Raw genomic sequence first — 25927 nt, 5'->3', positions numbered from 1 at the left:
ATCGTCCCACATCAAAGAGGCCGACTGCATGCGCATCCTGAGCTTCAACGCCAACGGCCTGCGCTCGGCGGCCAGCAAGGGCTTCTTCGACTGGTTCGGCGAACGCGACATCGACGTGATGTGCGTGCAAGAAACCAAGGCGCAGGAGCACCAGCTGCGCGTCCCCGACTATCTGCCGGACGGCTACCACGCCTACTTCCGCGACTCCACGGTGAAGAAGGGCTACAGCGGCGTGGCGATCTACAGCCGCCGCGAACCGGACGAGGTGCGCACCGCGCTGGGCCGCCCGGATTTCGACGAGGAAGGCCGCTACATCGAGGCGCGCTTCGGCAACGTGTCGGTGGTGAGTTTCTACATCCCCTCCGGCAGCTCGGGCGAACTGCGCCAGGGCGTGAAGGAAGACGTGATGCAGTGGCTCGCGCCCATCCTCGACGAATGGCTCGCCAGCGGCCGCGAGTACGTGCTGTGCGGCGACTGGAACATCGTGCGCGCGAAAAGCGACATCAAGAACTGGACCGGCAACCAGAAGAATTCCGGCTGCCTGCCGCATGAGCGCGCGTGGCTGAGCGGGATGATCGATGACGACTGCGGCGACGGATTGAGTGCGCGTCGTGCGGGCGGCTGGAAGGACAGCTTCCGCGTGGCCAAACCCGATGCCATCGAATACAGCTGGTGGAGCCAGCGCGGTGCGGCACGCGCGAAGAACGTGGGTTGGCGCATCGACTACCAGCTGGTGACGCCGAAGCTGGCAGCGACCATCCGCGAGGCGACGATCTTTCCCGAGCCCAAGTTCTCCGACCATGCGCCGTATCTGGTCGATTACGCCTGGCCGGGGTTCCGCGCATGAGCGCCGCCTCCGGCAAGTCCGGCGTCGGGCGGGTGATGGCCGCGCTGCGCCAGCCCAAGGTGCTGACCATGCTGATGCTCGGCTTCGCGTCCGGGCTGCCGCTGTACCTGGTCGGCAACACCATGGGTTACTGGATGCGCGAGGCCGGCAACGAGCTCTCCGACATCGGCTTCCTGTCGTGGGTCGGGCTGGCGTATTCGCTCAAGTTCCTGTGGGCGCCGATCATCGACAAGACCGACGTGCCGCTGCTCGGGCGGTTGGGCCGGCGACGCGGCTGGATGCTGCTGTCGCAGCTGATCGTGGCGGCGGCCTTGATCGGGATGTCGGTGATCCAGCCGCAGGGCGGGCTGGTGCTGTTCGGGGTGATGGCGCTGGTCGCCGCGTTCGCCTCGGCGACGCAGGACATCGTCATCGACGCCTGGCGCATCGAGGCCTCCGACAACGAGGGCGAGCTGGGCCTGATGAGCGCCGCCTCGCAGTACGGCTACCGCATCGCGCTGCTGGTGACCGACGCGCTGATCCTGATCCTCGCCGCGCGGATCGGCTGGTCGCCGTCGTACGCGGTGATGGCGCTGCTGATGGGCATCGGCATCATCGGCGTGTTCATGGCGAAGGAGCCGGTCGAGCGTCGTGCGCTGGATGCCGCGCAGCAGGTGCAGACCTCGGGCCTGCTCGATGGCATCGTCGGGCCGTTCGTCGCGTTCTTCCGCACCCATGGCAGGTTCGCACTGCTGATGCTGGCGGCGATCAGCCTGTACCGCCTGCCCGATTTCATCATGGGCCCGATGGCCAACCCGTTCTATGCGGACCTGGGCGTGTCGAAGGATTTCGTCGGCGAGATCCGCGCGTCGATCGGCCTGGTCGTCGCTTTCCTCGGCATCGGCGCGGCGGGCCTGAGCGCGGTGCGCTTCGGCGTGGTGCCGACGCTGCTGGTCGGCGCGATCCTCGGCCCCGGCTCCAATGCGGCCTTCACGTATCTCGCCTACCACGGCGCCGACCCGACCACCTTCGCCACGGTGATGGCGATCGACGGCTTCTCCACCGGTTTCGCCGGCACCGCGCTGGTGACCTACATGTCCAGCCTGACCAGCATCGGCTACACGGCGACGCAGTACGCGCTGCTGAGTTCGTTCTACGCGCTGCTCGGCAAGGTGCTGAAGGGTTTCTCCGGCGTCGCGGTGGAAACGCTGGCGCAGGGCCGCACCTTGCTGGAAGGCTACGGGCTGTATTTCCTCGGCACCGCGCTGATGGGCATCCCGGCGTTCCTGCTCTGCCTGTGGATCGCGCACCACGCGCGCCAGCAGGCGAAGAAGCTGCCGGCCGCGACCGGCTGATCGTGTGCGCGTCTAGGCCGGGTGGATCGCGCCAAGCACGCGCGGTCCACGCGCGCCGGTGACCGCCGGCAGGTTGCCGGGCAGGCTGAGCAGCGTCTGCCGCGCCAGCCACGCGAAACCCATCGCTTCGATGTAGTCGGGATCAACGCCGTGCGCGGCGGTGGATTCGACGACCGCATCGGGCATCGACGCGACCAGCGCCGCCATCAACGCCGGGTTGTGTACGCCGCCGCCGCAGGCGAGCACGCGCCGCGTGTCCGGCTGCGTGGCCTGCAACGCATCGGCGATGGTGCGGGCGGTCAGCGCGAGCAGGGTGGCCTGCACGTCGGCGGGCGCTTCATCGCCCTGCAGATGCGTGGCGAGCCAGTCGAGGTGGAACTGCTCGCGGCCGGTGCTCTTCGGCGGTGGCAGTGGGAACCAGGCGTCGGCCAGCAGGCGCGAAAGCAGTGCCTCGTCGATGCGGCCCGCGGCGGCGAACGTGCCGCCCTTGTCGTAGGTGGCGCCGGTGTGGCGCTGGCACCACGCATCCATCAACGCGTTGGCCGGGCCGGTGTCGAAGCCGCGCACATCGCCCGCAGCCGGCAACAGCGTCAGGTTGCCGATGCCGCCCAGGTTCAGCACGGCGCGTACTTCGTGATCGTCGCCCAGCAGCGTGGCGTGCAAGGCGGGAAGCAAAGGCGCGCCCTGGCCGCCGGCGGCGACATCGCGGCGGCGGAAATCGGCGACGGTGGTGATGCCACTGCGCTCGGCGATGACGTTCGCATCGCCGATCTGCATCGTGAAGGGATGCGCGATTGCAGGGCGGTGGCGCACCGTCTGCCCGTGCGAGCCGATCGCGCGCACGCGCGATGCATCGATGCCGGCGTCGGACAGCAACGCGTTCGCGGCCTCGGCGAAAGCGATGCCGACCTGCAGATCGAGCTGGCCGAGTTCGTCGAGCGAAGCGACATCGCCCCCTTGCCCCAGTTCGACCAGCCGCGTGCGGAGGTCGTCGCGCCAGGCATGCGTGCGGCCGTACAGCAGTTCGGCATGCAGGCGGCCATCGCGATCATCGAAGCGCACCAGCGCGGCATCGATGCCGTCGGCGCTGGTGCCCGACATCAGGCCGAGGAAAAGATCGGGTCCGGTCATCGCGCCACTATCGCCGAAAAGCAGACGCCGGCGCGAGGCCGGCGTCGTGATGCATGCATGTCGTAGCGATCAGCCGCGCTTGTCGCGCTTGGCCTTGGCGCCTTCGTCGTACTTGGCGAGCTTCGGCTCGTCCTCGCCCTGGAAGACGATGTTCTCGACTTCGCGGATCTTGCCGAGCGCGCGCTTGGTCTCGCCGCGGAACTGCGCGAGCAGCGTGCCGGAGAGCGGGGCCGGTGGCGGCAGCATCATCGACAACGGATTGCGGTGCGCGCCGTTGACGCGGAATTCGTAGTGCAGGTGCGGGCCGGTGGACAGGCCGGTGCTGCCGACGTAGCCGATCACCGTGCCCTGCGCGATGCGCTGGCCGGGGCGGATGCTGGCGAAGCGCGACATGTGCGCATAGAACGTGGTCTTGCCTTCGCCGTGCGAGAGCTCGACCGCGCGGCCGTAGCCGCCATGCCAGCCGACCGACTTCACCACCGCGTCGCCGGCGGCCATGATCGGCGTGCCGGTGCCGGCGGCGTAGTCCACGCCCTTGTGCATCTTGAAGCGGCCCAGCACCGGGTGGCGGCGGCCACCGAAACCGGAGGTCAGGCGCGCATACGGAATGGGCATGCGGATGAACGGGCGTTCCAGCGAACGGCCATCGGCGGTGTAGTAGCCGGGCTTGCCGTCGCGCTCGAACAGGAAGCCGGAGAACAGCTTGCCGTCGGCGGTGATGGTGGCGGCGAGCACCGGGCCGGTATCGACCAGCTTGCCGTCCTTCCAGGTCTGGTCGACCACCACGCTGAAGCGGTCGTTGTCGTCGAGGTCGGAATCGAAATCGACGTCGTACTTGAAGATGTCGTCGGTCAGCTCTTTCAGGTTCTGCGAGGTCAGCCCGACCTTGCGCGCGGATTCGAACAGCGAATCGCCGACCGTGCCCGACAGCACCACGGTGCGCACGTCCACCTGCTGTGGCACGGCGGTCTCGGTGATCTTCTCGCCGGTCATGTCCAGCTCGACCTTCTCGCCGAGGCGGGTGTAGCGGAAGCCGCGCAGCGGGCCGCCCGGCGGCAGGTCGAAGGAGATCTCCGCGCCCGGACGCAGCCGGCGCATCTCCATGTTCACGCCCGGATACTTGAGCAGGCGGGCGAGGTCGGCCTGCGGAATCTGCAACTGGTCGAAGATCGCGCTGGCGGTCTCGCCGGCACGGACATTGATCACCTGCCAGCTGTCGCCCTTGCGGGTCGGGCCGGCCACGGTCTTGTGCGGGCCGATCTGCGGCAGCACCAGTGCCATCGACGCGCGGCCGCCCTGCGACGGCAGGGCCAGCGCCTGGTCGAAACCGGGCACCAGCGCACCGAGCAGGGCAATGATGCTGCCGAGCAGGCTGGCATGCGCCCACTGGCGGCGCGTCCAGCGGCCGTTGAAACCGGCCGGGATGCGCAGTGCGGCATAGCGCTTCAGGGCGCGCGCACGCTGGATGCGCAACTGCTCGTGGCGGGCCTCGCGCTGGCCGGGACGTGCCTCTCCGATGGTCATTCAGCAATCTCCACGCCATGTGAGGGCGACGTCAGCGCGGTACCATAAACATGAGGTAAGTCCGCGTCAAACCATTGATCTGGATGGAAATTTTGATGCAGTTCCGTTTTAACGGAAGATTTACCATTCGCACCCGTCAACAAAGCGCATTCAGGAAATCCCGTGTCCGAAGCTCCGAACATCACCGCCGCCCTCGACCTCATCGCCCGCGGCAGTGACGAGCTGCTCAAGCGCGAGGAGCTGGAGGCCCGCCTGAAGGAAGGCCGCCCGCTGCGGATCAAGGCTGGCTTCGACCCGACCGCGCCCGACCTGCACCTCGGCCACACCGTGCTGATCAACAAGCTGCGGCAGTTCCAGGACCTCGGCCACCAGGTGATCTTCCTGATCGGCGACTTCACCGGGATGATCGGCGACCCCACCGGCAAGAACGTCACCCGCAAGCCGCTGACCCGCGAAGACGTGATGGCGAACGCCGCGACCTACGCCGAGCAGGTGTTCAAGATCCTCGACCGCGAGAAAACCGAGCTGCGTTTCAACAGCGAGTGGTTCGACAGGATGAGCGCCGCCGACATGGTGCGGCTGGCCGGCCAGCTCACCGTGGCACGGATGCTGGAGCGCGACGACTTCGCCAAGCGCCACAAGGCGCAGCAGCCGATCTCGATCCACGAATTCCTCTACCCGCTCGCGCAGGGCTACGACTCGGTGGCGCTGGAGAGCGATGTCGAGCTCGGCGGCACCGACCAGAAATTCAACCTGCTGATGGGCCGCGCGCTGCAGGAAGGCGCGGGGATGAAGCCGCAGATCGTGCTGACGATGCCGCTGCTGGAAGGCATCGATGGCGTGCAGAAGATGTCGAAGTCGCTCGGCAACTACATCGGCATCGACGAGCCCGCGATCGACATCGTCACCAAGACCATGAAGATCGGCGACGAGTTGATGTGGAAGTGGATCGACCTGCTCAGCTTCGACATCTCCATCGAGGAGGCGAAGACGCTGCGTGGCGAAATCGAGGCCGGCACGCTCAACCCACGCGACCTCAAGCTGCGCCTCGCCCGCGAACTGGCCGCGCGCTTCCACGACGGGGCCGCCGCCGACACCGCGATCGCCGGCTGGCATGCGGCGGTGCGTGGCGAAGGCGATGTGTCGAACCTGCCGCTGCAGGACGTGACCGTGCCCGCCGAAGGCCTGCGCATCGCCGCGCTGCTGACCGCCGCCGGCATCACGCCGAGCAATTCGGAAGCCAACCGCAAGCTCAAGGAACGCAGCGTGCGCGTGGATGGCGAAGTGTTCGAAGACGCCGCGCGCCTGTTCACGCCCGGCTTCGAAGGCGTGATCGCGGTCGGCAAGCGCAACTTCGCGCGGGTACGGCTGGTCGAAGGCTGATCAGCGCTTCGGCTTGGCTGGCGTTTTTTTCGCCACTCTCTTCGCGGCGGTTTTCTTCGCTGCCTTCTTGGCGATCTTCTTCCGCTTCGGCGCTGGCAGCACCTCCGCGCTGGCGATGAACAGGCGGCGCAGCGCATCGCCATCGTCCAGCAGTTCGTCGGCGACCGGGTAGTTCTTCGCCTCCGGATAGGGCGGGCGCTGCGGCAGGTCGGGATGCAGTCGCGCCACTTCCGGATTGGGCTTGATGAAGAGGCTGTTGTCGCAGGCGAAGGCGACCACCTTCTCGTCCACGTACAGCGCGTATTCGCCGAACATTTTCCTGTGCGTCAGCCGCGCGCCGAGGCCGAGCTGCTCGGCGACGTAATCGACAAAGATGCGGTCGGTGGCCATGGCGGCATCCTGCGGGGCGGGCGTGCCATGGTAGGCCGCCCGCGTCTCAGCATCTGCATCCACGCTGCGCGACACTGCGCCGATGAACGCCGGACGCCACGCGCAATCGAAAGCCAAGCTCGCCGACAGCGTGCAACACGGCGCGGGCTGTGAATTGATCCTAGTCGAAGGTGATTCCGCCGCGCGTTCGGTGATCGCGGTGCGCGACGAACGCACGCAGGCGGTATTGCCGCTGCAGGGCAAGCCGCTCAATGCCTGGCGCGCGGACGAAACCAAGGTGCGCGGCAACGTGCTGTACCGCCAGTTGGCCGATGCGATGGGCATGGCCGATGCCACGCTGCAGACGGCCACGCTGTTGCCGACGCCGTTGCGCTTCGAGCGCGTGGTGCTGTTGTTCGACCCGGATGCCGACGGCGTCCACATCGAGGCCTTGATGCTGCTCTACTTCGCGCGTTGGTGGCCGGACTTCCTCGCCTGCGGCCAGCTGTGGCGCGTGCGTGCGCCGATGTACACGCTCACCCATGCCGGCAGCGGCGAGACCGCGCAGGCGTATTCACCGGCGCATCGCGATGCGCTGCTCGCGCAGATGCGCGCGTCCGCACCAGGCGAGGTCGTACAGCACCGGCATGTCGGGCTCGGCAACCTGCCGCCCAATCTGTTGCGGCGTGCATGCGTGGATCCGGCCACGCGCGCGGCGCGGCAAGTGGGGCAGGAGGATGTGGAGGCGGTACTCGCGGTGTTCGGCGCGGGCACCTGATTGCGATGAAGCCGACAAGGCATGCAGGCGCACAGCCATGTGCGCATGGCCGGTATTGCCTATAGCACCTCAGGCGATGCGCAGCGCCGCCATCACCATCAGCGCGATGACGCAGGCGATGCCGCCGGCCCAGACCAGGCTGCGCATCGACGCCTTGTTGCCGACGTAGAACACGCCATGCAGCACGCGGAAGACGACGAAAGCCGCGGCGATCCAGCCGATGCGCTGCGCATCCACGCCGGCCAGCTGCGCCATCAACACGCTGGCAGCGAAGGCGGGAAAGGCTTCGAATGCATTTTTCTGCGCGGCGTCGGCACGGCGTACGCGCGGGTTCTCCTGTTTCTCCAGCCACAGGCGCGGCTCGCGGTTGTCGAATTTCGCGCCGCCGGACTTGGCGACCATCGTCCAGACATAGGGCAGCAGAGCGGCAATCAGCACGCAGGCGTAGGCGAGGATCATGGCGGAGTCCGGTTGGAGTGATGGCAGCATCATGCCTGTTGGCGCGGCGATGTGAGTAGGGTGGTTTTTCATCGCCGTGTATTGGTGCGACTCAACGGCAAGCAACCGTCGCCCGGCCAAAGAGAAAGGAGCAAGACTCAGCCCGATTGCGCTGTGCGCTTCAGAACACCATGTCCTGCGATTCGGAGCGGGTTTTCAGCATCAGAGAGTGCGTAGCCATTTCAGGCTGTCGCTGCGAAGGAAGAGGTCGTGCGCCACCAAACCACCGGAATGCAGGATCGGGAGTCCACCCCCTGCGTTGAGCGCGGCAGGACGCCGCGCGCCCGCGAATCCGGAGCAGGATGCGCAGCCTGAGCGGCAACGCAGGGGGTGGGCTTCCGGTCCGGTGGCGAAGCTCGCCTTTGCTTTCATTGAGGTGTTTGTCGAAAAGCAAAATGCGCTCCGCTTCCGGCGCCGAGGCCAAGGCCCGATGCCGCCGCTCGGGCTGCGCATCCTGCTTCGAATCGCGGCCGCGCGCCATCCATGGCGCGCTCGGCATCGGGCCTTGGCCCCGTCGCCTTTTGATGCAGGGTCTGTGGGTTTGCTCGGTGTATGGAAAAGCGACTGCAGAAGTCGTGTCGCGGAGATGGGATGCATCAGATTGAGTTGCATCGGAGCAAAGACGACCTGCATCGCAACGAAAAAGCCCCGGGTCTCCCCGGGGCTTCCATCGCAACACCTGTTTGAGCGCGCGGTTTACTTCTTCGCTGCCATCATCGCGTCGCGCTTGGCACGGAACGCGCTGGTCTTGAGCCAGTTCGGCCAGCTGCCATCGTTGGCCACCGTGTTGCCGACGATGTAGAGCGCGTTCAGGTCCTCGACGATGCCGTCCAGCTTCCAGCTCGCGTCGTACTGGTCGCTCGGCTTGTGGTAGCGGTTCTTGCGGTAATCCGCTTCCGCCGCCTGGCCGGCCTCGATGCCGCCATCGACCAGGTCATCGCCGCCCTTCGCGTACAGCGCCGGCACGCCGGCCTTGGCGAAGTTGAAGTGGTCGGAGCGGAAATAGAACCCGTCTTCCGGCGTCGCTTCCGCCTTCAGCGTGCGGCTCTGTGGCTTCACCGCATCGGCCAGCAGGTTCTCCAGCTCGGAGTTGCCCATGCCGACCACGGTCATGCTCTTGGCGCGGCCGCCGACCGGCATCGCGTCCATGTTGATGACGGCCACCGTCCTGTCCATCGGGATGGCGGGATGCGCGACGTAGTACTTGGAACCCAGCAGGCCGGACTCCTCCAGCGTCACCGCCAGGAACACCACCGAGCGCTTCGGTTTCGGTTCGCTGCGCGCGAACTTCTCCGCGATCTCGATGATGCCGGCCACGCCGGTCGCGTTGTCCACCGCACCGTTGTAGATGTTGTCGCCCCCGTTTTCAGCAGGATCGGCGCCCTCATGCTTGCCCAAGTGGTCCCAGTGCGCCATGTAGACGATCGCCTCGTCGGGCTTCTCGCTGCCCGGCAGGATGCCGATCACGTTGCGCGACGACTGCTCGCTGGTCGTGCTCTTCAGGTCGAGCGAGAGCTTCGCCTTCATCGGTACCGCCTTGAAACCGGGCTTGCCGGCGGCCACGCGCAGCGCGTCCAGGTCGAGCCCGGCGTCGGTGAACAGCGTCTTCGCCTGCTCGCCGGTGATCCAGCCCTGCGCCGGCAGTCGCGGTTCCGGATCGTCCTTGGCGTTTAGGTCATGCTGCGGGCCTGACCAGGAATTCTTCACCACGTCCCAGCCGTAGGACGCGCCGGCATCGTCATGGATGATGATCGCCGCGGCGGCGCCCTTGCGCGCGGCTTCCTCGAACTTGTACGTCCAGCGCCCGTAATAGGTCATGCGCTTGCCTTCGAACAGGTTCGGGTCCTGCGCGTGGAAGCCGGGGTCGTTGACGAACATCACCACCGTCTTGCCCTTCACATCCACGCCGGCGTAGTCGTTCCACTGCTGCTCCGGCGCGTCCACGCCGTAGCCGACGAAGACCAGCTCGCTGCCGTCGATCTTCACTTCCTTCTGGCCGCTGCGGGTGCCCACCACCATGTCGGTGCCGAACTTCAGCGCGTGCGGCTTGCCGTCGACATCGATATTCATCGTCGTCGCCGGATCGGCCTCGGTGACCACCATCGGCACGGTCTGGAACCAGTCGCCGTTGTTGCCGGGCTTGAGCCCCGCGCGCTCGAACTGCGCCTTGATGTACTCGACCGATTTTTCCTCACCCGGCGTGCCGGGGCCGCGGCCTTCGAATTCATCCGAAGCCAGCGTCTTCACCAGTTCGGCGTAATCGGCGGCATTGATGTCGGCGGCGAACGCGTGCGCGCTCGCGGCGGGCGTGGGGGTCGCCGGCGCGGCGCTGTCCGCCGGCGGCGTGGCGGGCTTGCAGGCGGCCAGCGCGGAGGCGGCGGCCAGGCCCAGGATCAGGTGACGATGCTGCATGGGGATTCCCTGGTGAGCGGAATCCCGATGGTAGCCGCGTCAGTCGTTCGGCGCGCGCGGCGTGTCGTAGGCGATGGCGGTGGCGCCGGTGACCTTGCCGATGCGCGCGCTGCGGTGCACGTACAGCTTGACCGGGTGCTCGAAGGAGAGCGCGCCGTCGACGCGTGCATCCGGGCCGATGATGATCCGCGGCGGTGCCTGCTTCAGCTTGATGTTGACGATGGTGATGCCGTTGCCGTTGTTCGGCTTGCGCACGGTCAGGCCGCCGCGCACGTGCGAACCGGCGCCGACGGTCACGTTGCCGGTGTAGGTGCTGACATCGCCGCCCACCTCCGCCGCGACCAGGCCGATCGCGCCGCTCACCGTGCCCACGTTGCCGGCGATGCGCCCGCCGCGGTCGATGAACACGTCGCCGCTGACCGTCTCCGCGCTGGCCAGCTGGCTGCCCGCGCCGTAGCGGATGTCGCCGCTGACGCTCCCGGCGCTGCCGGTGCGCCCGCGCGCGCCCAGCTTGATGTCGCCGCTGACCGTCTGCACGTCGCCCAGTTGCACGTTCTCGCCGGCCTCGATGTCGCCGCTGACCCCCTCGGCGGCGCCGGCCACCACGCCGGAATCGATGTCGATGTCGCCGCTCACCGTGTTCAGGCTGCCGGCGCGCACGTTCGCGGCCAAGTCGATGTCGCCGCTGACCGTGGTCAGGCTGCCGGATTTCACCCCGGCGCCAATGCTGATGTCGCCGCTGACCTTGCTCTGGTCCTGCGGATAGGCGGGCGCGGCCGCCAGCATCAGCGCCAGGGCGATCGCGAGCGGGGAGGGACTGGGCATCGCCATGATTCGGACTCCGTTGGGCTGCGACAGGACGGCAGCGCGTGCGGACTACAATTCCACAACGCCCGGCGCCGGGCATCCGTCGAAAGTCACTGGTCCCCACGTCATGTCCGAAGCCGCATCGCGCCCCAAGCCCGTCGTCCTGCTGATCCTGGATGGATGGGGATACCGCGAAGACCCGGCCGACAACGCGCTCGCCCTCGCCACCCTGCCGCACTGGCACCGGCTCTGGGACACGCGCCCGCACACGCTGATCCACACCGAAGGCCGCCACGTCGGCCTGCCGGACGGGCAGATGGGCAATTCCGAAGTCGGCCACATGAATCTCGGCGCCGGCCGCATCGTCTACCAGGACCTGACCCGCATCGACGCGGCCATCGAGGACGGCAGCTTCTTCGGCAACGGCGCGCTGGTCAGGGCGTGCGAGGCGGCGAAGGCGGACGACCGCACCCTGCATGTGTTCGGCCTGCTCTCGCCGGGTGGCGTGCACAGCCATGAAACGCATGTGTTCGCGATGTTGAGGATGGCGAAGCAGCTCGGCGTGCCGCGCGTCGCCGTGCATGCCTTCCTCGATGGCCGCGACACGCCGCCGCGTTCGGCGCGTGCCAGCCTCGAAGCGCTGCAGTCGCTGTGCGACGAGCTGGGCAACGCACGCATCGCCAACGTGTCCGGCCGCTACTACGCGATGGACCGTGACCAGCGCTGGGACCGCGTCGAGGCCGCATGGCAGGCGATGGTCGAAGCCGAAGGCATGCATCGCGCCGATAGCGCGTTGGATGCGCTCGATGCCGCCTACGCACGCGACGAGAACGACGAGTTCGTGCAGCCGACGGTGATCGGAAGCGGCGCCAAGATCGAAGACGGCGACGCGGTGGTGTTCATGAACTTCCGTGCCGACCGCGCACGCCAGCTCACCGCCGCCTTCGTGCAGCCGGGCTTCGATGGCTTCGCCGCGCGGCGTCCGGCGCTGGCCGACTTCGTCTGCCTCAGCGAATACGACGCCAAGCTGCCGGCCACCGTGGCCTGGCCGCCGGACAACCTCGCCAACACGCTCGGCGAAGTGCTGGCCGCGCACGGTCTCAGCCAGCTGCGCATCGCCGAAACCGAGAAATACGCGCACGTCACCTTCTTCTTCAGCGGTGGCCGCGAAGACCTGTACGCAGGCGAGGCGCGCACGCTGATCCCGAGCCCGAAGGTCGCCACCTACGACCTGCAGCCGGAAATGAGCTGCCCCGAGCTCACCGACAAACTGGTGGCCGCGATCCGCACGCAGGCCTACGACTGCATCGTCTGCAACATCGCCAATCCCGACATGGTCGGCCACACCGGCATGCTCGACGCGGCGGTGAAAGCCGCCGAAGCGGTGGATGTCGCGATCGGCGCGGTCAGCGCGGCGGTGGAAGACGTCGGCGGCGCGCTGCTGGTCACCGCCGACCACGGCAATCTTGAAATGATGCGCGACCCCGAGACCGGCCAGCCGCATACCGCGCACACCGTCGGCCCTGTGCCGCTGGTCTATGTCGGTGCGCGTGCCGGCGCGACGCTGCGCGGGGGGCGGTGCGTTGCGCGATGTCGCGCCGACCCTGCTCGACCTGCTCGGCATCGACAAGCCCGCCGAAATGAGCGGCCGGAGCCTGTTCGAAGGATGAGGCCCGCGTTCCCGCGCTGTCGCCTGTGCCATCGCCTTGACGTTGCTGGCCGGCGCGGCGACCGCGCAGAACACCCGCGAGACCGAACGCAAGCTGCAGGAGCTGCGCAAGGAGCTCAAGCAGATCGGCAGCGAGCGACGCCAGCTGGAAGGCCAGCGCGGGCAGGCGTCACGCGCGGTGCGCGAGGCCGATGAAGCGGTGGGCCGCAGCACGCGCGCGTTGAACGACACCACCGCCGCGATCGGCCGCGAGCAGGCCGCGCTCGGCAGCCTGCAGCAGCAGCGCGAAGCCCTGGCGCAGTCGCTGGTCGGCCAGCGCGAGGTGCTGGCGAAGCTGGTGCGCGCCGCCTACATGACCGGCGGCGATGCGCCGCTCAAGGTGATGCTCTCGCAGGACCAGATCGCCCAGGGCAACCGCGAGCTGGCCTATTACGCCGCCCTGCAACGCGACCGCGCCGCGCGCATCCGCGACATCAGCGAGCGCCTCAAGGCCCTGCAGGTGGTGGAAACCGAAATCGGCCAGAAACAGACCTTGCTGGCGGTGGCGCGGAAGCGGCATCAGGCCGAACTCGCGGAAGTCGCGCAGCAACGCAGGCAGCGCGCGACGCTGCTCGCGCAGGTGGATGCGAAATACCAGGACAAGGCCAGCCGCGAAAAGGCGCTCGGCCAGGACGCGAAAGCGCTGGAACGCGTGCTGGGCCAGCTGCGTGCCGCCGCCGCGAAAGCCGAGCGTGAACGCCGCGCCGCCGCCGAACGCGAGCGCCGCGAGGCCGCCGCGCAGGCCAGGCGTGATCGCGCCGAGGCCGCGCGTGGCAGCCGCACGCCGGGCTCGCCCGCACGCGCCACGCGCCCGCCGCCGCGCGTCGCCACGGCCGCGCCGGTGGCCGTCGGTGGCGCGGGCTGGCCGCTGGCCGGCAGCCTGCTCGCCGGCTTCGGCGGCACCATGCCGGACGGCAGCGCGAGTTCGGGCCTGCTGATCGGCGCGGCCGCCGGCACGCCGGTCCGTGCCGTCGCCGATGGCCAGGTGGTCTTCGCCGAATGGATGAGTGGCTACGGCCTGCTCTGCATCGTCGACCACGGCAACGGCTACATGAGCCTGTACGCGCACAACGATGCGCTGATGAATGATGTCGGCGCGGCGGTGCGCAAGGGCGATGCGGTCGGCAGCGTCGGCAATTCGGGCGGGCAGGGCCGGCCCGCGCTGTACTTCGAACTGCGGCGCGGCGGCAAGCCGGTCAATCCTTCAGTGTGGCTGCGCCGCTGACGGCGCTTCATCGCCCGCTCAAGCGGCGTCCGCGCATAATCGCCGCATCGTCCCTGCAGGAGCGCCCGATGCGCCTTCGCCCGCTGCCCCTCGTCCTCGCGCTGATGCTCGCGCTGCCTGCCCACGCGCAGCAGCAGCCCGACCCGGAGGACAAGGGCGCGAAGCCGGATGTCGCCGCCGTCGACGACCCCGATGGCGTCGAAAGCGTCACCCGCCAGGTGCCGCTGGCCGAGATCCGCCGCTTCGTCAGCGTGTACAACGCGATCCGCGAGGCCTACGTCGAGCCCGTCCCCGACGAGAAGCTGATGCACTCCGCGCTGCGCGGCCTGCTGCTCGACCTCGACCCGCACAGCGTCTATTTCGATCGCGAGGCGGCGCGCGACTTCAACCAGGACGCGACCGGCGCCTACGACGGCGTCGGGCTTGAACTGCAGCAGCAGCCGGGCCCGGTGCTGAAGATCATCTCGCCGATCGAAGGCGGGCCGGGCGACCGTGCGGGCCTGAAGTCCGGCGACGTCATCACCCATATCGACGGCAAGCCGGTCAGCGATGCGGACGGCAGCACGCCGTTGCGCGGCACGGCGGGTTCGCCGGTCAAGATCACCGTGCAGCGCGAAGGCAAGGAGAAGCCCTTCGACGTGACCCTGGTGCGCGAGCGCATCCGCATGCAGAGCGTGCGCCAGCGCGTGCTCGCGCCGGGCTATGGCTATGTGCGCGTGGCCAGCTTCCAGAGCAGCACCGCCGACGAATTCTCCAAGGGCATCACCGCGCTGAACACGCAGTCCGGCGGCAAGCTCAAGGGTCTCGTCATCGACCTGCGCAGCAACCCGGGCGGCCTGCTGAGCGGCGCGGTGCAGATGGCCGACGACCTGCTGGATGCCGGCACCATCGTCAGCACGCGCGGCCGCCTGAAGGGCGGCGACACCAGCTTCAGCGCGACCAAGGGCGACCTGCTGTCGGGCGCGCCGGTGGTGGTGCTGGTGGATGCGGGTTCGGCCAGTGCCTCGGAAGTGCTGGCCGGCGCGCTGCGCGACCTCAAGCGCGCGCGGATCATCGGCAGCCGCACCTTCGGCAAGGGCTCGGTGCAGACGCTGCTGCCGCTCGACAATGGCGACGCGGTCAAGCTCACCACCGCGCGTTACTACACGCCGAGCGGGCGTTCGATCCAGGGCGTCGGCATCGCGCCGGATGTGGTGCTGCATGGCGAAGGCGCGACGGCGGCGGACATCGCGCGCATGAACGAGGCGTCGCTGCGCGGCCACCTGCGCGGCGAAGAGGAAGGCGAACCGATGGCGGGCGAAAACGCCGGCGAAGTGCTGCCGGGCGACAAGCCGATCGAAGCCGCGTTGGCGGAACTCAAGCGCATGGCCGGCGATGCGCCGCCACCGGCAGTCAAGGTGCCGCCGGTCGTCACGCTCCCCGTCGCACCGCCGCAGCCGGTCAAGCCGCCGGAGAAGTAAGCGGGGCGATCAACGCGTGCCACGTCCGCAACGATGCGGCTTCGGTGGGGCTTCGGTGGGGCGAGGGCCATTCGTCGTTATCGCGGGTGATCAATGCGCGCGATCAAGTGCCATGCCGCGCATCACGCGACCCGAAAGCGGCTCAGCAATACCGATGACGGTGGGATGTGGATGCGGCTTCCATCCCTTCGTCGCCATTCGGTGCGATCAATCCGCGCGATCAAGCCATGCCGCGTATCACGCGATCAGCGAGGCGGCTTCGGTGGGGCGAAGGCCCGTCGTCGTCGCGTGTGATCAATCAGCGCGATCAATGTCGCCACGCATCACGCGACCCGCAAGCAGCTTCGCAATCACCGCCATTGATGCCGTATTGATGCGGCTTCGTGCCCGACTTCAGTAGCCGCGTGCCCGGCGCATCCGCTTGGCGATCGCGCCGCGTGAGAGCAGGGCGAGTGCGCCGCCCACGCCGAAGCCCGCGACATGCGCCACCCACGCCACCTGCCCGTAGGCCGGGCCGATGTAGGCGAAGAGCACCTGCAGCAGGATCCACAACCCGATCAGCCAGGTAGCCGGGGCATGCACGAATTCCAGGAACAGGCCGAGCGGCAGCACCACGCCGAGCCGCGCATTGGGAAACAGGGTGAGCCAGGCGCCGATCACCGCCGACACCGCACCGCTGGCACCGATGATCACCTGGTCGCCGGCGATCGACAGCGAGGCGGCCAGGTTGGCGATGGCGCCGCCGAGCAGGAACACCGCCAGCAGGCGCAGCGAGCCCAGCACGCGCTCGGCCGGCAGCCCGAAGATCATCAGGAACACCAAGTTGCCGAGCAGGTGCGACCAGTCACCGTGCAGGAACAATGCGCTGACCAGGCGGATCCAGCGCGCCGGATGGCTCGCGTCCGGTCCTTCCATGCCCAGTGCGCCGAGCATGCCCCAGCCCTGCAGCAGCGACTGCCGGGCCAACGGGCTCATCGACTGCGTCCACACGAATGCAGCGCACAGGGCGACGACCAGCAGCGGGGTGAGCCAGCGCGCCTGCGACTTGTGGCGGGGGGGGATGGCGACGAACAAGCAGGCTCCAAAAATGAATAGGGGAAACCATACGGCCCGCGTTGCACTGCAGAATGTTAGCGAGAAGTGAATCTGGCTATAGTGCAGACGGAGCCGTATGCCGGGACGTTCCTGGCGCGCACCGCGCGACGATGCAGGCCATCCACCTTACACAACCGAGCACTACGGAGAGAACACATGCAGCACGCTTCCCGCCAAGCCCGACTGTCCGCCCTTGCGGTCGCCGTCATTGGTGCGCTGGTCGTCGGCAACGCCGCCGCTTCCGGCTTCCAGATCCGCGAGAACAGCATCAAGACCCTGGGTCGTGCGTTCACCGGCACCACGGTTGCACAGGATGACGCCACCGTCGCCATCACCAACCCGGCCGCGATGACCAACCTGACCTCGACCACGGTGGTCTCCAACGCCAGCTTCATCGACCTCAACGGCGACTTCACCGGCACCGCGCTGACCGGCGCGCCGTTCGCCACCAACGCCAACCCGGCCATCCGCGCGCTGGCCAAGCCGGCCACCGGCGGCAACGGCGGTGACCCGGGCGATGTCGCCGCGGTGCCGTCGTTCGCGGTGGTGATGCCGCTATCGGGCAGCTTCGAGAACCTGTGGGTCGGCTTCGGCGTCAACGCGCCGTACGGCCTGAAGACCGAGTGGGACAAGGACTGGGTCGGCCGCTACAACGCCGTGACCTCGGACGTGAAGGTGGTCGATGCCACCCTGTCCGCCGCCTGGAAGCCGAGCGACCAGTTCTCGATCGGTGCCGGCGTGATCTTCCAGCGCGCCGAAGTGACCCTGACCAACGCGCTCGACCTGGGTACCGCGGTCTGCGGCCAGCTGGCTGCCGGCGCGACCACGCCTGCGGGCGCGGCGGCCTTCACCTCGCTCTGCCTCAACCCGGCGACCGCCGCCTATGGCCCGGGCCGCAACGACGGCTTCTTTGAAGTCAGCGGCAAGGACAACGGCATCGGCTTCATCATTGGCATGCAGTGGAAGCCGACCGACAAGTTCTCCGTGGGCTACGCCTACAAGTCGGAAATCGACCATGAGCTCAAGGGCGCGGTCGACTTCACCGTGCCGGCCAACGTGCTGGCGCTGCCGGGCATGAGCGCCCGCTTCGCAGACGGCGCCGGTGGTGCCGCACTGACCACGCCGAGCACCCACACCTTCTCGGCCCTGTACAAGGTGACCGACAGCGTGCGCCTGCTCGGCGAATACCAGCGCACCAGCTGGTCGTCGCTGCGCAACGTGACGATCCTCCGTGGCGCCACGCAGATCGGTGTCGAGGAGTATCACTGGAGCGACTCCAATATGTATTCGCTCGGTGCCGAGTTCGACCTGAGCCCGGCGTTCACCCTGCGTGCCGGCGTGGGCCGCGATGAAACCCCGACCCACGACGCCAACCGCACGCCGCGCCTGCCCGACAACGACCGCACGCTGCTCAGCCTGGGTGCCACCTGGCACGCCACGTCGAACATCTCGGTCGATGCGGCGTTCATGCGTGTCAACCTGAAGGAGGCCCCGATCAACTCGGTGTCGTCCACCGGCACGCTGCTGACCGGCAAGGTCGAAGGCCACGCCAACATCTTCGGCATCGGCGCTTCCTACAAGTTCTGATCGCTTCGAATGTGGCACGAAAAACCCCACCTTGCGCGGGGTTTTTCTTTGGGCGATGCCGGCGACGGCAGTGCGTCGCGCGGCATGCGGGGGATGACGCGGCTCAGTCGCCCAGCGTCAGCAGCGAGGCGTTGCCGCCGGCGGCGGTGGTGTTGACCGTCACCGTCTTCTCGGTGGCGAAGCGCGGCAGGTAGTGCGGGCCGCCGGCCTTCGGGCCGGTGCCGCTCATGCCCTGGCCGCCGAACGGCTGCACGCCGACCACCGCGCCGATCTGGTTGCGGTTGACGTAGATGTTGCCGACCTTGGCGCGACGCACGATGCGCTCGATGGTCTCGTCGATGCGCGAGTGGATGCCGAGCGTCAGCCCGAAGCCGGTGGCGTTGATCGCATCGACCACGCGGTCCAGGTCCTCGGCCTTCCAGCGGATCACGTGCAGCGCAGGGCCGAAGTTCTCCTTGGTCAGCCGGTCGAGCGAATCCAGCTCCCAGGCGATCGGCGCGAAGAACGTGCCGTGCTCGGTGCCTGCGCCGAGCGTGGCGGTGGCGATGTGCCTGCCGACGCCGCCGGACATGCGCGATGCGTGTTCGTCCAGCGCGCACTTCGCGTCGGTGTCGATGACCGGGCCGATGTCGGTCTCCAGCTGGCCGGGATCGCCGACCTTCAACTCCGCCATCGCGCCGGCCAGCATCTGCACCACCTTGTCGGCGATGTCGTCCTGCACCAGCAGCACGCGCGCCGCCGAACAGCGCTGCCCGGCCGAGGTGAACGCCGAACCCAGCGCATCCTTCACCACCTGCTCGGGCAGCGAGGACGAGTCGGCGATCATCGCGTTCTGGCCGCCGGTCTCGGCGATCAGCGTGGCGATCATGCCTTCGCGGCGGTCGGCCAGCGCACGGTTGATCAGCCGCGCGGTGTCGGTGGAGCCGGTGAAGCAGACGCCGGCGATCCGCGCGTCCTTGGTCAGCGCGGCACCGACCGTGGCGCCATCGCCCGGGATGAACTGCAGCACGTCGGCGGGAATGCCGGCTTCGTGCATCAGCTTCACCGCGGCATGGCCAATCAGGTTGGTCTGCTCGGCGGGCTTGGCGATCACCGTGTTGCCGGCGGCCAGCGCCGCGGCGACCTGGCCGATGAAGATGGCGAGCGGGAAGTTCCACGGCGAGATGCAGACGAACAAGCCGCGGCCGGCGAGCTGCAGGGTGTTGGATTCGCCGGTCGGGCCGGGCAGCGCCTCGACGGTGAACGCCTTGCGCGCCTCCAGCGCGTAGTAGCGCAGGAAGTCCACGGCCTCGCGCACTTCGGCGACGCCGTCGGGCATGGTCTTGCCGGCTTCCTTGGTGCACATCGCCATGTAGTGGGCGATGCGGGATTCGAGCAGGTCGGCGGCCTTTTCCAGCAACGCGGCGCGGGTGTCGACCGGCGTCGCATCCCAGCCCGGCTGTGCAGCCAATGCGTTGGCGATGGCGCGCTCGACGGTCGCGGCATCGCCACTCTGCCAGTGGCCGACGGTCTCGCGGCGGTCGGCGGGATTGGTCACCGCGATGCGTTCGCCCGAAGCGGTCACGCCCGGCACCAGCGGCGCGGCGGTCCAGCTGCCGCTGCCGGCGTTGTTGAGTTCGGCGGCAAGCGCGCGCAGCGCGTCGTCGTTGGCAAGGTTGATGCCCATGGAATTGTCTCGGTCTTGGCCCTGGCTGCGGTAGAGGTCGACCGGCAGCGGGATGCGGGGATGGGGGATGGAATCGAAACCGGCGACCACCTCGACCGGGTCGCGGACCAGGTCGTCGATGGCAATGGCCTCGTCGGTGATGCGGTTGACGAAGCTGGAATTCGCGCCGTTCTCCAGCAGGCGGCGCACCAGGTAGGGCAGCAGGTCCTCGTGCGAACCGACCGGCGCATAGACACGGCAGGGCACGTCGAGGCGGTCGGCCGGGATCACTTCTGCATACAGATCGTCGCCCATGCCGTGCAGCTTCTGGAACTCGTAGCGGAAGCCGTCGCCGTGGCGCGCGCCGCCGCCGAGTTCGGTCTTCGCCATCCGGTGGATCGCGGCGATGGTCTGCGCGTTGTGGGTGGCGAACATCGGGTAGATCGCGTCGATGTTCTTCAGCAGCCGGCGCGCGTTGGCCTGGTAGCTGACATCGGTATTGGGCTTGCGGGTGAACAGTGGATAGCCGGGCTGGCCTTCCACCTGCGCACGCTTCACTTCCGCATCCCAATAGGCGCCCTTGACCAGGCGCACCGGGATGCGGCGGCCGAGTTCGCGTGCTTTCGCCGCGATGTAGTCGATGACGAACGGCGCGCGCTTCTGGTAGGCCTGCACCACGATGCCGAAGCCGTCCCAGCCGCGCAGGCTGTCATCGGCCAGCACGCTGAAGATGAGGTCGAGCGAGAGTTCGAGGCGGTCGGTTTCCTCGGCGTCGATGGTCAGGCCGATGCCGTACTGCTTCGCCAGCTGCGAGAGTTCCAGCAGGCCGGGGCCGAGTTCGGCCAGCACGCGTTCGCGCTTGGCGTGCTCGTAGCGCGGGTGCAGCGCGGACAGCTTCACCGAGATCGACGGCGCGGCGAACACATCGCTGAAAGGCCCGGTGCCGCCGATGGCGTGGATCGCCTGGCGGTAGGCCTCCAGGTAGCGCGCGGCGTCCTTCATGGTCAGCGCGCCTTCGCCGAGCATGTCGAAGGAGTACCGGTAGGCGGCGTTCTCGCCCTTCTTGGAGCGGGTCAGCGCCTCGCCGATGGTCCGGCCCATGACGAACTGGTGGCCCATGATCTTCATCGCCTGGCGCACCGCGCCGCGGATCACCGGCTCGCCCAGCCTGCCGACCAGCCGCCCGAAGGCGCCGTGGACGTCGCGCTGGGTGTCGTCGGACAGGTTGACCAGCTTGCCGGTCAGCAGCAGGCCCCAGGTCGAGGCATTGACCAGCAGCGAATCGCTCTGGCCGAGGTGGCGCTTCCAGTTGGCTTCGCCCAGCTTGTCGCGGATGAGCGCGTCGGCGGTGTCCTGGTCCGGGATGCGCAGCAGGGCTTCGGCCACGCACATCATCAGCACGCCTTCCTCGCTGCCCAGGTCGTACTGGCGCATGAAGGACTCGACCAGGCTGGCATCGCCGGCGCGCGCGCGGACGCGCTTGACCAGGTTGGCGGCGGTGGCGCGGACCTCGGCACGGTCGGCATCGGGTTGGCGGGCCTGCGCCAGCAGATCGCGGACGTGGGCGGTTTCATCCAGCACCCAGCCGTGGGTGATCGCGGCGCGCGGGGCGGAAGACGGGACGGGGGAAATGGAGGAGAGCAGGGGCGCGCTCAAGGCGAAGGCTCGGTGGAGGAGTCAACTCTTGATTATAGGTCGGGCGCCGGGCCGGGGAATTGCGCTGGATCAGGCGCCGACTTGCCCCGTGGGGTACGCCGCCGCTACCATTTCAAGGTTGAACCGGCAAAGGGCCGGTATTTCGTCACCGCGGTCGCCTCCAGCGGACTGCACGCATTCGGGATCCTTCAGACATGGTGCAACTGGCACGCGCCGGCAAGGCGATGGCAATCGGGGCGCTGACAGCGTGCCTGCCGATGATGGCGTGGGCGCAGTCGGCGGATCCCAAGCGCTGGCAGCTCAACATGGGGCGCGGCGTCACCCCGACCTCGCACGCGGCCTACGAGGCGCACATGTGGGCGCTGTGGCTGTGCGTGGGCATCGGCGTGCTGGTGTTCGGCGCGATGGCCTACGCGATGTTCAAGTTCCGCAAGTCGAAGGGCGCGGTGGCTTCGCAGTTCAGCCACAACACCACCGCGGAAATCGTCTGGACCATCATCCCCGTGGTCATCCTGGTGGTGCTGGCGTTTCCGGCCACCCGCAACCTGATCAAGATGTACGACACCCGCAATGCCGAGATGACCGTCAAGGTCACCGGCTACCAGTGGATGTGGAAGTACGAGTACCTGGGCGAGGATGTCTCCTTCACCAGCCGCCTCGACCGCAAGAGCGACGAGATCCGCCAGAGCGGCAAGCACGTGGCCGAGACCGACCACCCGCATTACCTGCTCGATGTCGACAACGTGCTGGTGCTGCCCACCGACACCAAGATCCGCTTCGTGATCACCGCCGACGACGTCATCCACGCCTGGTGGGTGCCGGCGCTGGGCTGGAAGCAGGACGCCATCCCGGGAATCATCAACGAGGCCTGGACGCAGATTGACGAGCCCGGCATCTACCGCGGCCAGTGCGCCGAACTCTGCGGCAAGGACCATGGCTTCATGCCGATCGTGGTCAAGGCCGTGTCGAAGGGCGAGTACCAGCAGTGGCTGCAGGATCGGAAGGCCGGCGGCACGACCGCGGCCGCCCCCGTTGCCGCGCCGGCTGCAGAGCCGACCGCCGCCCCCGCCGCCGAACCCGCTTCCGCGGGCTGATCCATCCGGCGATCCGAAACAAAGCATTCCGAGGTCCAGCGCATGTCCGCCACCCACCCCACCGCCGCCGATCACCACGACGACCACCACGGCCACAAGCAGTCGTTCGCCGAACGCTGGTTGTTCTCCACCAACCACAAGGACATCGGCACGCTGTACCTGCTGTTCTCCTTCACCATGGCGATCATCGGTGCCGCGCTGTCGGTGGGCATCCGCACGGAGCTGCTGCAGCCGGGCCTGCAGTTCGTCAAGCCGGAGTTCTTCAACCAGCTGACCACCATGCACGCGCTGGTGATGATCTTCGGCGCGATCATGCCGGCCTTCGTCGGCCTGGCGAACTGGATGATCCCGCTGCAGATCGGCGCGCCGGACATGGCGATGCCGCGCATGAACAACTGGTCCTTCTGGATCATGCCGTTCGCCTTCGCGCTGCTGCTGCTGACCTTCTTCCTGCCGGGCGGCGCACCCGCCGGTGGCTGGACGATGTACCCGCCGCTGTCGCTGCAGGGCGGCGCCAACGTGTCCTTCATGATCTTCGCCATCCACATGATGGGCATCAGCTCGATCATGGGCGCGATCAACATCATCGCCACCGTGCTCAACATGCGCGCGCCGGGCGTCGACCTGCTGAAGATGCCGATCTTCTGCTGGACCTGGCTGATCACCGCCTTCCTGCTGATCGCGGTCATGCCGGTGCTGGCGGGCGCGGTGACGATGCTGCTGACCGACAAGTACTTCGGCACCAGCTTCTTCAACGCGGCCGGTGGCGGCGACCCGGTGATGTACCAGCACATCTTCTGGTTCTTCGGGCACCCCGAGGTCTACATCATGATCCTGCCGGCTTTCGGCATCGTCAGCGAGATCATTCCGACCTTCAGCCGCAAGCCGCTGTTCGGCTACCAGGCCATGGTGTACGCGACGGCGGCGATCGCCTTCCTGTCGTTCATCGTCTGGGCCCACCACATGTTCACCGTGGGCATGCCGCTGGGCGGCGAGATCTACTTCATGTTCGCGACGATGCTGATCTCGGTGCCGACCGGCGTGAAGGTCTTCAACTGGGCCAGCACCATGTGGCGCGGCTCGATGACCTTCGAGGCGCCGATGAAGTGGGCGATCGGCTTCGTGTTCCTGTTCACCATCGGCGGCTTCTCGGGCCTGATGCTGGCGATCGTCCCGGCCGACTTCCAGTACCACGACACCTACTTCGTGGTGGCGCACTTCCACTACGTGCTGGTGACCGGCGCGCTGTTCGCGATCATCGCCGCCATCTACTACTGGTGGCCGAAGTGGACCGGCCGCATGTACAGCGAGAAGGCCGCGAGCTTCCATTTCTGGTGGACGATGGTCTTCGTCAACCTGGTGTTCTTCCCGCAGCACTTCCTGGGCCTGGCCGGCATGCCGCGCCGCATCCCGGACTACAACGTGGTGTTCGCGGACTGGAACTTCATCAGCTCGATCGGCGCGTTCGGCATGTTCATCACGCCGTTCATGATGGCCTACATCCTGATCCGCTCGCTCAAGCACGGCGAGAAGGCTCCGGCCCGCGCCTGGGAAGGCGCCCGCGGCTTGGAGTGGACGGTGCCGTCGCCGGCCCCGCATCACACCTTCGAGCTGCCGCCGGTAATCGGCCCGGGTGACCTGGCCCACGGCGACGTCGACGACCTGGACTTCTCCGACAAGCACGCGCGCGTGGTCAATGCGCCGGAAACCAACGTGCGTGAATCCTGATCACACGCCCGCGCCGGTGATGGATGCGGAAGCGCGGCGTCGTGCCGTGCGCCGCACCGCATGGATCGTCGTGGGCATCGCGGTGGGGGTCTACGTGGTCTTCATGCTGTCGGGTGTGCTGAAGTGAATTCACCCGCAGCCAAGCGTCGCAACCATGGCCTCGGCCGGATGCTGCTGGTGGCGCTGGCGGCGTTCGCCTTCAGCTTCGCGCTGGTGCCGCTATACCGCATCGCCTGCGAGAAGGTATTCGGCGTGCGCCTTGCGCAGGGCGCCTCGGATGCGCAGGCGGCCGTCCCGGCGGCGGGCACGTCGCGCTGGGTGACGGTGCAGTTCGACGGTGGAGTGAATTCGGCGCTGCCGTGGGAGTTCCATCCCAACCAGGCCACCCTGCAGGTGCAGCCGGGCAAGCAGTACGAAACCACCTACCACGCGAAGAACACCAGCGGCCGCATCATCGTCGGCAGCGCGGTGCCTTCGGTGGCGCCGGCACGCGGCTCCAAGTACTTCAACAAGACCGAATGCTTCTGCTTCACCGCGCAGGAGCTCGGACCGGGCGAATCGCGCGAGATGCCGGTGCGCTTCATCGTCGATCCGGCGCTGCCGGCCGACGTCAAGACGCTCACCCTGTCCTACGCCTTCTACCGCAACGACACCCTGACGGCCCAGGCGAACGCCGGCAAACACGCCGCCGCGCCCTGACTGAACGACGCAAGAGAGAACGACCATGGCACAAGCCCACGCTAGCGAACATCGCAACCCGGCCGTCTATTACGTGCCGACCCACAGCCGCTGGCCGATCTGGGCCTCGGTCGCGCTGTTCATCACCATGGTCGGCTTCGCCAGCTGGCTCAACGAGACCAGCTGGGGCAAGACGGTGTTCCTGCTCGGCATCGCCTTCCTGGCGGCGATCATCTTCAAGTGGTTCGCGGATGTGATCACCGAGTCGCTGCGCGGCTACTACAACAAGCAGGTCGACACCTCGTTCCGCATGGGGATGATCTGGTTCATCTTCTCCGAAGTGATGTTCTTCGGCGCCTTCTTCGGCGCGCTGTTCTACACCCGCCAGTTCGCGCTGCCGTGGCTCAACGGCGCCGGCGACGGCGTGATGACCAACGCCCTGCTGTGGCCGGGTTATTCGGCCGGGTGGCCGAGCAATGGCCCGGCGACCATCGGCGGCCACTTCCAGACCGTCGGTGCCTGGGGCCTGCCGCTGCTCAACACGCTGATCCTGCTGACCTCGGGCGTGACCATCACCATCGCCCACCATGCGCTCAAGGACGGCAAGCGCGGCATGCTGCTGCTGTTCCTGGGCCTGACCATCCTGCTCGGCTGCACCTTCCTGTTCTTCCAGGCCGAGGAATACATGCACGCCTGGAGCGGCCTGAACCTGACCCTGGGCTCCGGCATCTACGGTTCGACCTTCTACATGCTCACCGGCTTCCACGGCCTGCACGTGACGCTGGGCACGCTGATGCTGATCGTCATCTGGCTGCGCTGCCTGAAGGGCCACTTCACCGCCAAGGACCATTTCGGTTTCGAAGCGGTGGCCTGGTACTGGCACTTCGTCGATGTGGTCTGGCTGGGCCTGTTCCTGTTTGTCTACGTGCTCTGACGCACCGCCCCGGCCCACGTCCGGATGGCACGAG

At 67.7% G+C, this 25927-nt stretch carries 20 protein-coding genes and 1 pseudogene; 13 read left to right on the top strand and 8 right to left on the bottom strand.

The annotated features are described in order from the left end of the window. The first annotated feature begins 28 nt into the window (after nucleotides 1–28). Both DCD74_RS09405 and DCD74_RS09400 read left to right on the top strand, forming a co-directional pair. Nucleotides 29–847 carry an exodeoxyribonuclease III gene (locus tag DCD74_RS09405; RefSeq protein WP_112927080.1) on the top strand — a complete coding sequence of 273 codons (819 nt, stop codon included), beginning with the start codon at nucleotides 29–31 and terminating at the stop codon, nucleotides 845–847. After that, nucleotides 844–2181 (top strand): AmpG family muropeptide MFS transporter, encoded by a 1338-nt coding sequence (locus DCD74_RS09400; protein ID WP_112927079.1) that lies wholly within the window; start codon nucleotides 844–846, stop codon nucleotides 2179–2181. Before DCD74_RS09405 ends, DCD74_RS09400 begins: the two co-directional genes overlap by 4 nt. Nucleotides 2182–2193: 12 nt before the next feature. Here DCD74_RS09400 and DCD74_RS09395 read toward each other — a convergent pair whose 3' ends face one another. Both DCD74_RS09395 and DCD74_RS09390 read right to left on the bottom strand, forming a co-directional pair. Further along, complete coding sequence (locus DCD74_RS09395) at nucleotides 2194–3312, bottom strand: anhydro-N-acetylmuramic acid kinase (protein ID WP_112927078.1); 1119 nt, start codon at nucleotides 3310–3312, stop codon at nucleotides 2194–2196. Nucleotides 3313–3381: 69 nt separating this feature from the next. Beyond that, on the bottom strand, nucleotides 3382–4836 hold the full coding sequence (locus DCD74_RS09390; protein WP_112927077.1) for a M23 family metallopeptidase: 1455 nt from the start codon (nucleotides 4834–4836) through the stop codon (nucleotides 3382–3384). A gap of 162 nt (nucleotides 4837–4998) precedes the next feature. Between DCD74_RS09390 and tyrS the strand changes: the two genes are divergently transcribed. Next, nucleotides 4999–6219 (top strand): tyrosine--tRNA ligase, encoded by a 1221-nt coding sequence (gene tyrS, locus DCD74_RS09385; RefSeq protein WP_237049580.1) that lies wholly within the window; start codon nucleotides 4999–5001, stop codon nucleotides 6217–6219. Here tyrS and DCD74_RS09380 read toward each other — a convergent pair whose 3' ends face one another. After that, nucleotides 6220–6609, bottom strand: a complete 390-nt coding sequence (locus DCD74_RS09380) for a TfoX/Sxy family protein (protein ID WP_112927781.1) — start codon at nucleotides 6607–6609, stop codon at nucleotides 6220–6222. It lies immediately after the preceding gene. 82 nt (nucleotides 6610–6691) lie between these two features. Between DCD74_RS09380 and DCD74_RS09375 the strand changes: the two genes are divergently transcribed. Continuing rightward, nucleotides 6692–7366 carry a toprim domain-containing protein gene (locus DCD74_RS09375; RefSeq protein ID WP_112927076.1) on the top strand — a complete coding sequence of 225 codons (675 nt, stop codon included), beginning with the start codon at nucleotides 6692–6694 and terminating at the stop codon, nucleotides 7364–7366. Nucleotides 7367–7435: 69 nt separating this feature from the next. Here the strand turns inward: DCD74_RS09375 and DCD74_RS09370 are convergent, their stop codons facing one another. The 3 genes from DCD74_RS09370 to DCD74_RS09360 all read right to left on the bottom strand — a co-directional run bounded on the left by DCD74_RS09370 (nucleotide 7436) and on the right by DCD74_RS09360 (nucleotide 11107). Continuing rightward, complete coding sequence (locus tag DCD74_RS09370; protein ID WP_112927075.1) at nucleotides 7436–7825, bottom strand: MAPEG family protein; 390 nt, start codon at nucleotides 7823–7825, stop codon at nucleotides 7436–7438. A gap of 735 nt (nucleotides 7826–8560) precedes the next feature. After that, on the bottom strand, nucleotides 8561–10276 hold the full coding sequence (locus DCD74_RS09365) for a M28 family metallopeptidase (RefSeq protein WP_112927074.1): 1716 nt from the start codon (nucleotides 10274–10276) through the stop codon (nucleotides 8561–8563). 39 nt (nucleotides 10277–10315) lie between these two features. Next, nucleotides 10316–11107 (bottom strand): DUF4097 family beta strand repeat-containing protein, encoded by a 792-nt coding sequence (locus DCD74_RS09360; RefSeq protein WP_162615967.1) that lies wholly within the window; start codon nucleotides 11105–11107, stop codon nucleotides 10316–10318. Nucleotides 11108–11210: 103 nt separating this feature from the next. Here DCD74_RS09360 and gpmI point away from each other — a divergent pair, with 103 nt between their 5' ends. The 3 genes from gpmI to DCD74_RS09345 all read left to right on the top strand — a co-directional run bounded on the left by gpmI (nucleotide 11211) and on the right by DCD74_RS09345 (nucleotide 15476). Further along, complete coding sequence (gene gpmI / locus DCD74_RS09355; protein WP_269467324.1) at nucleotides 11211–12947, top strand: 2,3-bisphosphoglycerate-independent phosphoglycerate mutase; 1737 nt, start codon at nucleotides 11211–11213, stop codon at nucleotides 12945–12947. Beyond that, nucleotides 12847–14016 (top strand): murein hydrolase activator EnvC family protein, encoded by a 1170-nt coding sequence (locus tag DCD74_RS09350; RefSeq protein WP_269467325.1) that lies wholly within the window; start codon nucleotides 12847–12849, stop codon nucleotides 14014–14016. Before gpmI ends, DCD74_RS09350 begins: the two co-directional genes overlap by 101 nt. Nucleotides 14017–14084: 68 nt before the next feature. Continuing rightward, a complete protein-coding gene (locus tag DCD74_RS09345) occupies nucleotides 14085–15476 on the top strand; it encodes a S41 family peptidase (RefSeq protein ID WP_112927071.1) in 1392 nt (463 codons plus the stop codon). Between the two features lie 393 nt (nucleotides 15477–15869). Here DCD74_RS09345 and DCD74_RS09340 read toward each other — a convergent pair whose 3' ends face one another. Beyond that, nucleotides 15870–16550 carry a rhomboid family intramembrane serine protease gene (locus tag DCD74_RS09340; RefSeq protein WP_112927070.1) on the bottom strand — a complete coding sequence of 227 codons (681 nt, stop codon included), beginning with the start codon at nucleotides 16548–16550 and terminating at the stop codon, nucleotides 15870–15872. A 177-nt stretch (nucleotides 16551–16727) separates the two neighbouring features. Here DCD74_RS09340 and DCD74_RS09335 point away from each other — a divergent pair, with 177 nt between their 5' ends. Further along, nucleotides 16728–18158 (top strand): OmpP1/FadL family transporter, encoded by a 1431-nt coding sequence (locus DCD74_RS09335; RefSeq protein WP_112927069.1) that lies wholly within the window; start codon nucleotides 16728–16730, stop codon nucleotides 18156–18158. Between the two features lie 103 nt (nucleotides 18159–18261). Here DCD74_RS09335 and putA read toward each other — a convergent pair whose 3' ends face one another. After that, entirely contained in the window at nucleotides 18262–21459 is a 3198-nt protein-coding gene (putA, locus tag DCD74_RS09330) for a bifunctional proline dehydrogenase/L-glutamate gamma-semialdehyde dehydrogenase PutA (RefSeq protein ID WP_162615966.1), read from the bottom strand. A 224-nt stretch (nucleotides 21460–21683) separates the two neighbouring features. Between putA and coxB the strand changes: the two genes are divergently transcribed. The 5 genes and pseudogenes from coxB to DCD74_RS09310 all read left to right on the top strand — a co-directional run bounded on the left by coxB (nucleotide 21684) and on the right by DCD74_RS09310 (nucleotide 25893). Further along, nucleotides 21684–22553: a cytochrome c oxidase subunit II gene (coxB, locus tag DCD74_RS09325; protein WP_112927779.1), complete on the top strand. Its 870-nt coding sequence runs from the start codon at nucleotides 21684–21686 to the stop codon at nucleotides 22551–22553. A 42-nt stretch (nucleotides 22554–22595) separates the two neighbouring features. Further along, nucleotides 22596–24209: pseudogene (gene ctaD, locus DCD74_RS09320) on the top strand (cytochrome c oxidase subunit I); the annotation flags it as partial. Between the two features lie 61 nt (nucleotides 24210–24270). Continuing rightward, nucleotides 24271–24408 (top strand): hypothetical protein, encoded by a 138-nt coding sequence (locus DCD74_RS12700; protein ID WP_162615965.1) that lies wholly within the window; start codon nucleotides 24271–24273, stop codon nucleotides 24406–24408. Between the two features lie 41 nt (nucleotides 24409–24449). Continuing rightward, nucleotides 24450–24980 carry a cytochrome c oxidase assembly protein gene (locus DCD74_RS09315; RefSeq protein WP_237049707.1) on the top strand — a complete coding sequence of 177 codons (531 nt, stop codon included), beginning with the start codon at nucleotides 24450–24452 and terminating at the stop codon, nucleotides 24978–24980. A 25-nt stretch (nucleotides 24981–25005) separates the two neighbouring features. Further along, complete coding sequence (locus DCD74_RS09310; protein WP_112927066.1) at nucleotides 25006–25893, top strand: cytochrome c oxidase subunit 3; 888 nt, start codon at nucleotides 25006–25008, stop codon at nucleotides 25891–25893. Nucleotides 25894–25927 lie beyond the last annotated feature (34 nt).

The sequence above is a fragment of the Lysobacter oculi genome (assembly GCF_003293695.1).
In the GTDB taxonomy this organism is placed as follows: Bacteria; Pseudomonadota; Gammaproteobacteria; order Xanthomonadales; family Xanthomonadaceae; genus Solilutibacter; species Solilutibacter oculi.
Note: the sequence above shows the minus strand (reverse complement) of the source record. Positions and strands in the feature narration are given on the sequence as shown.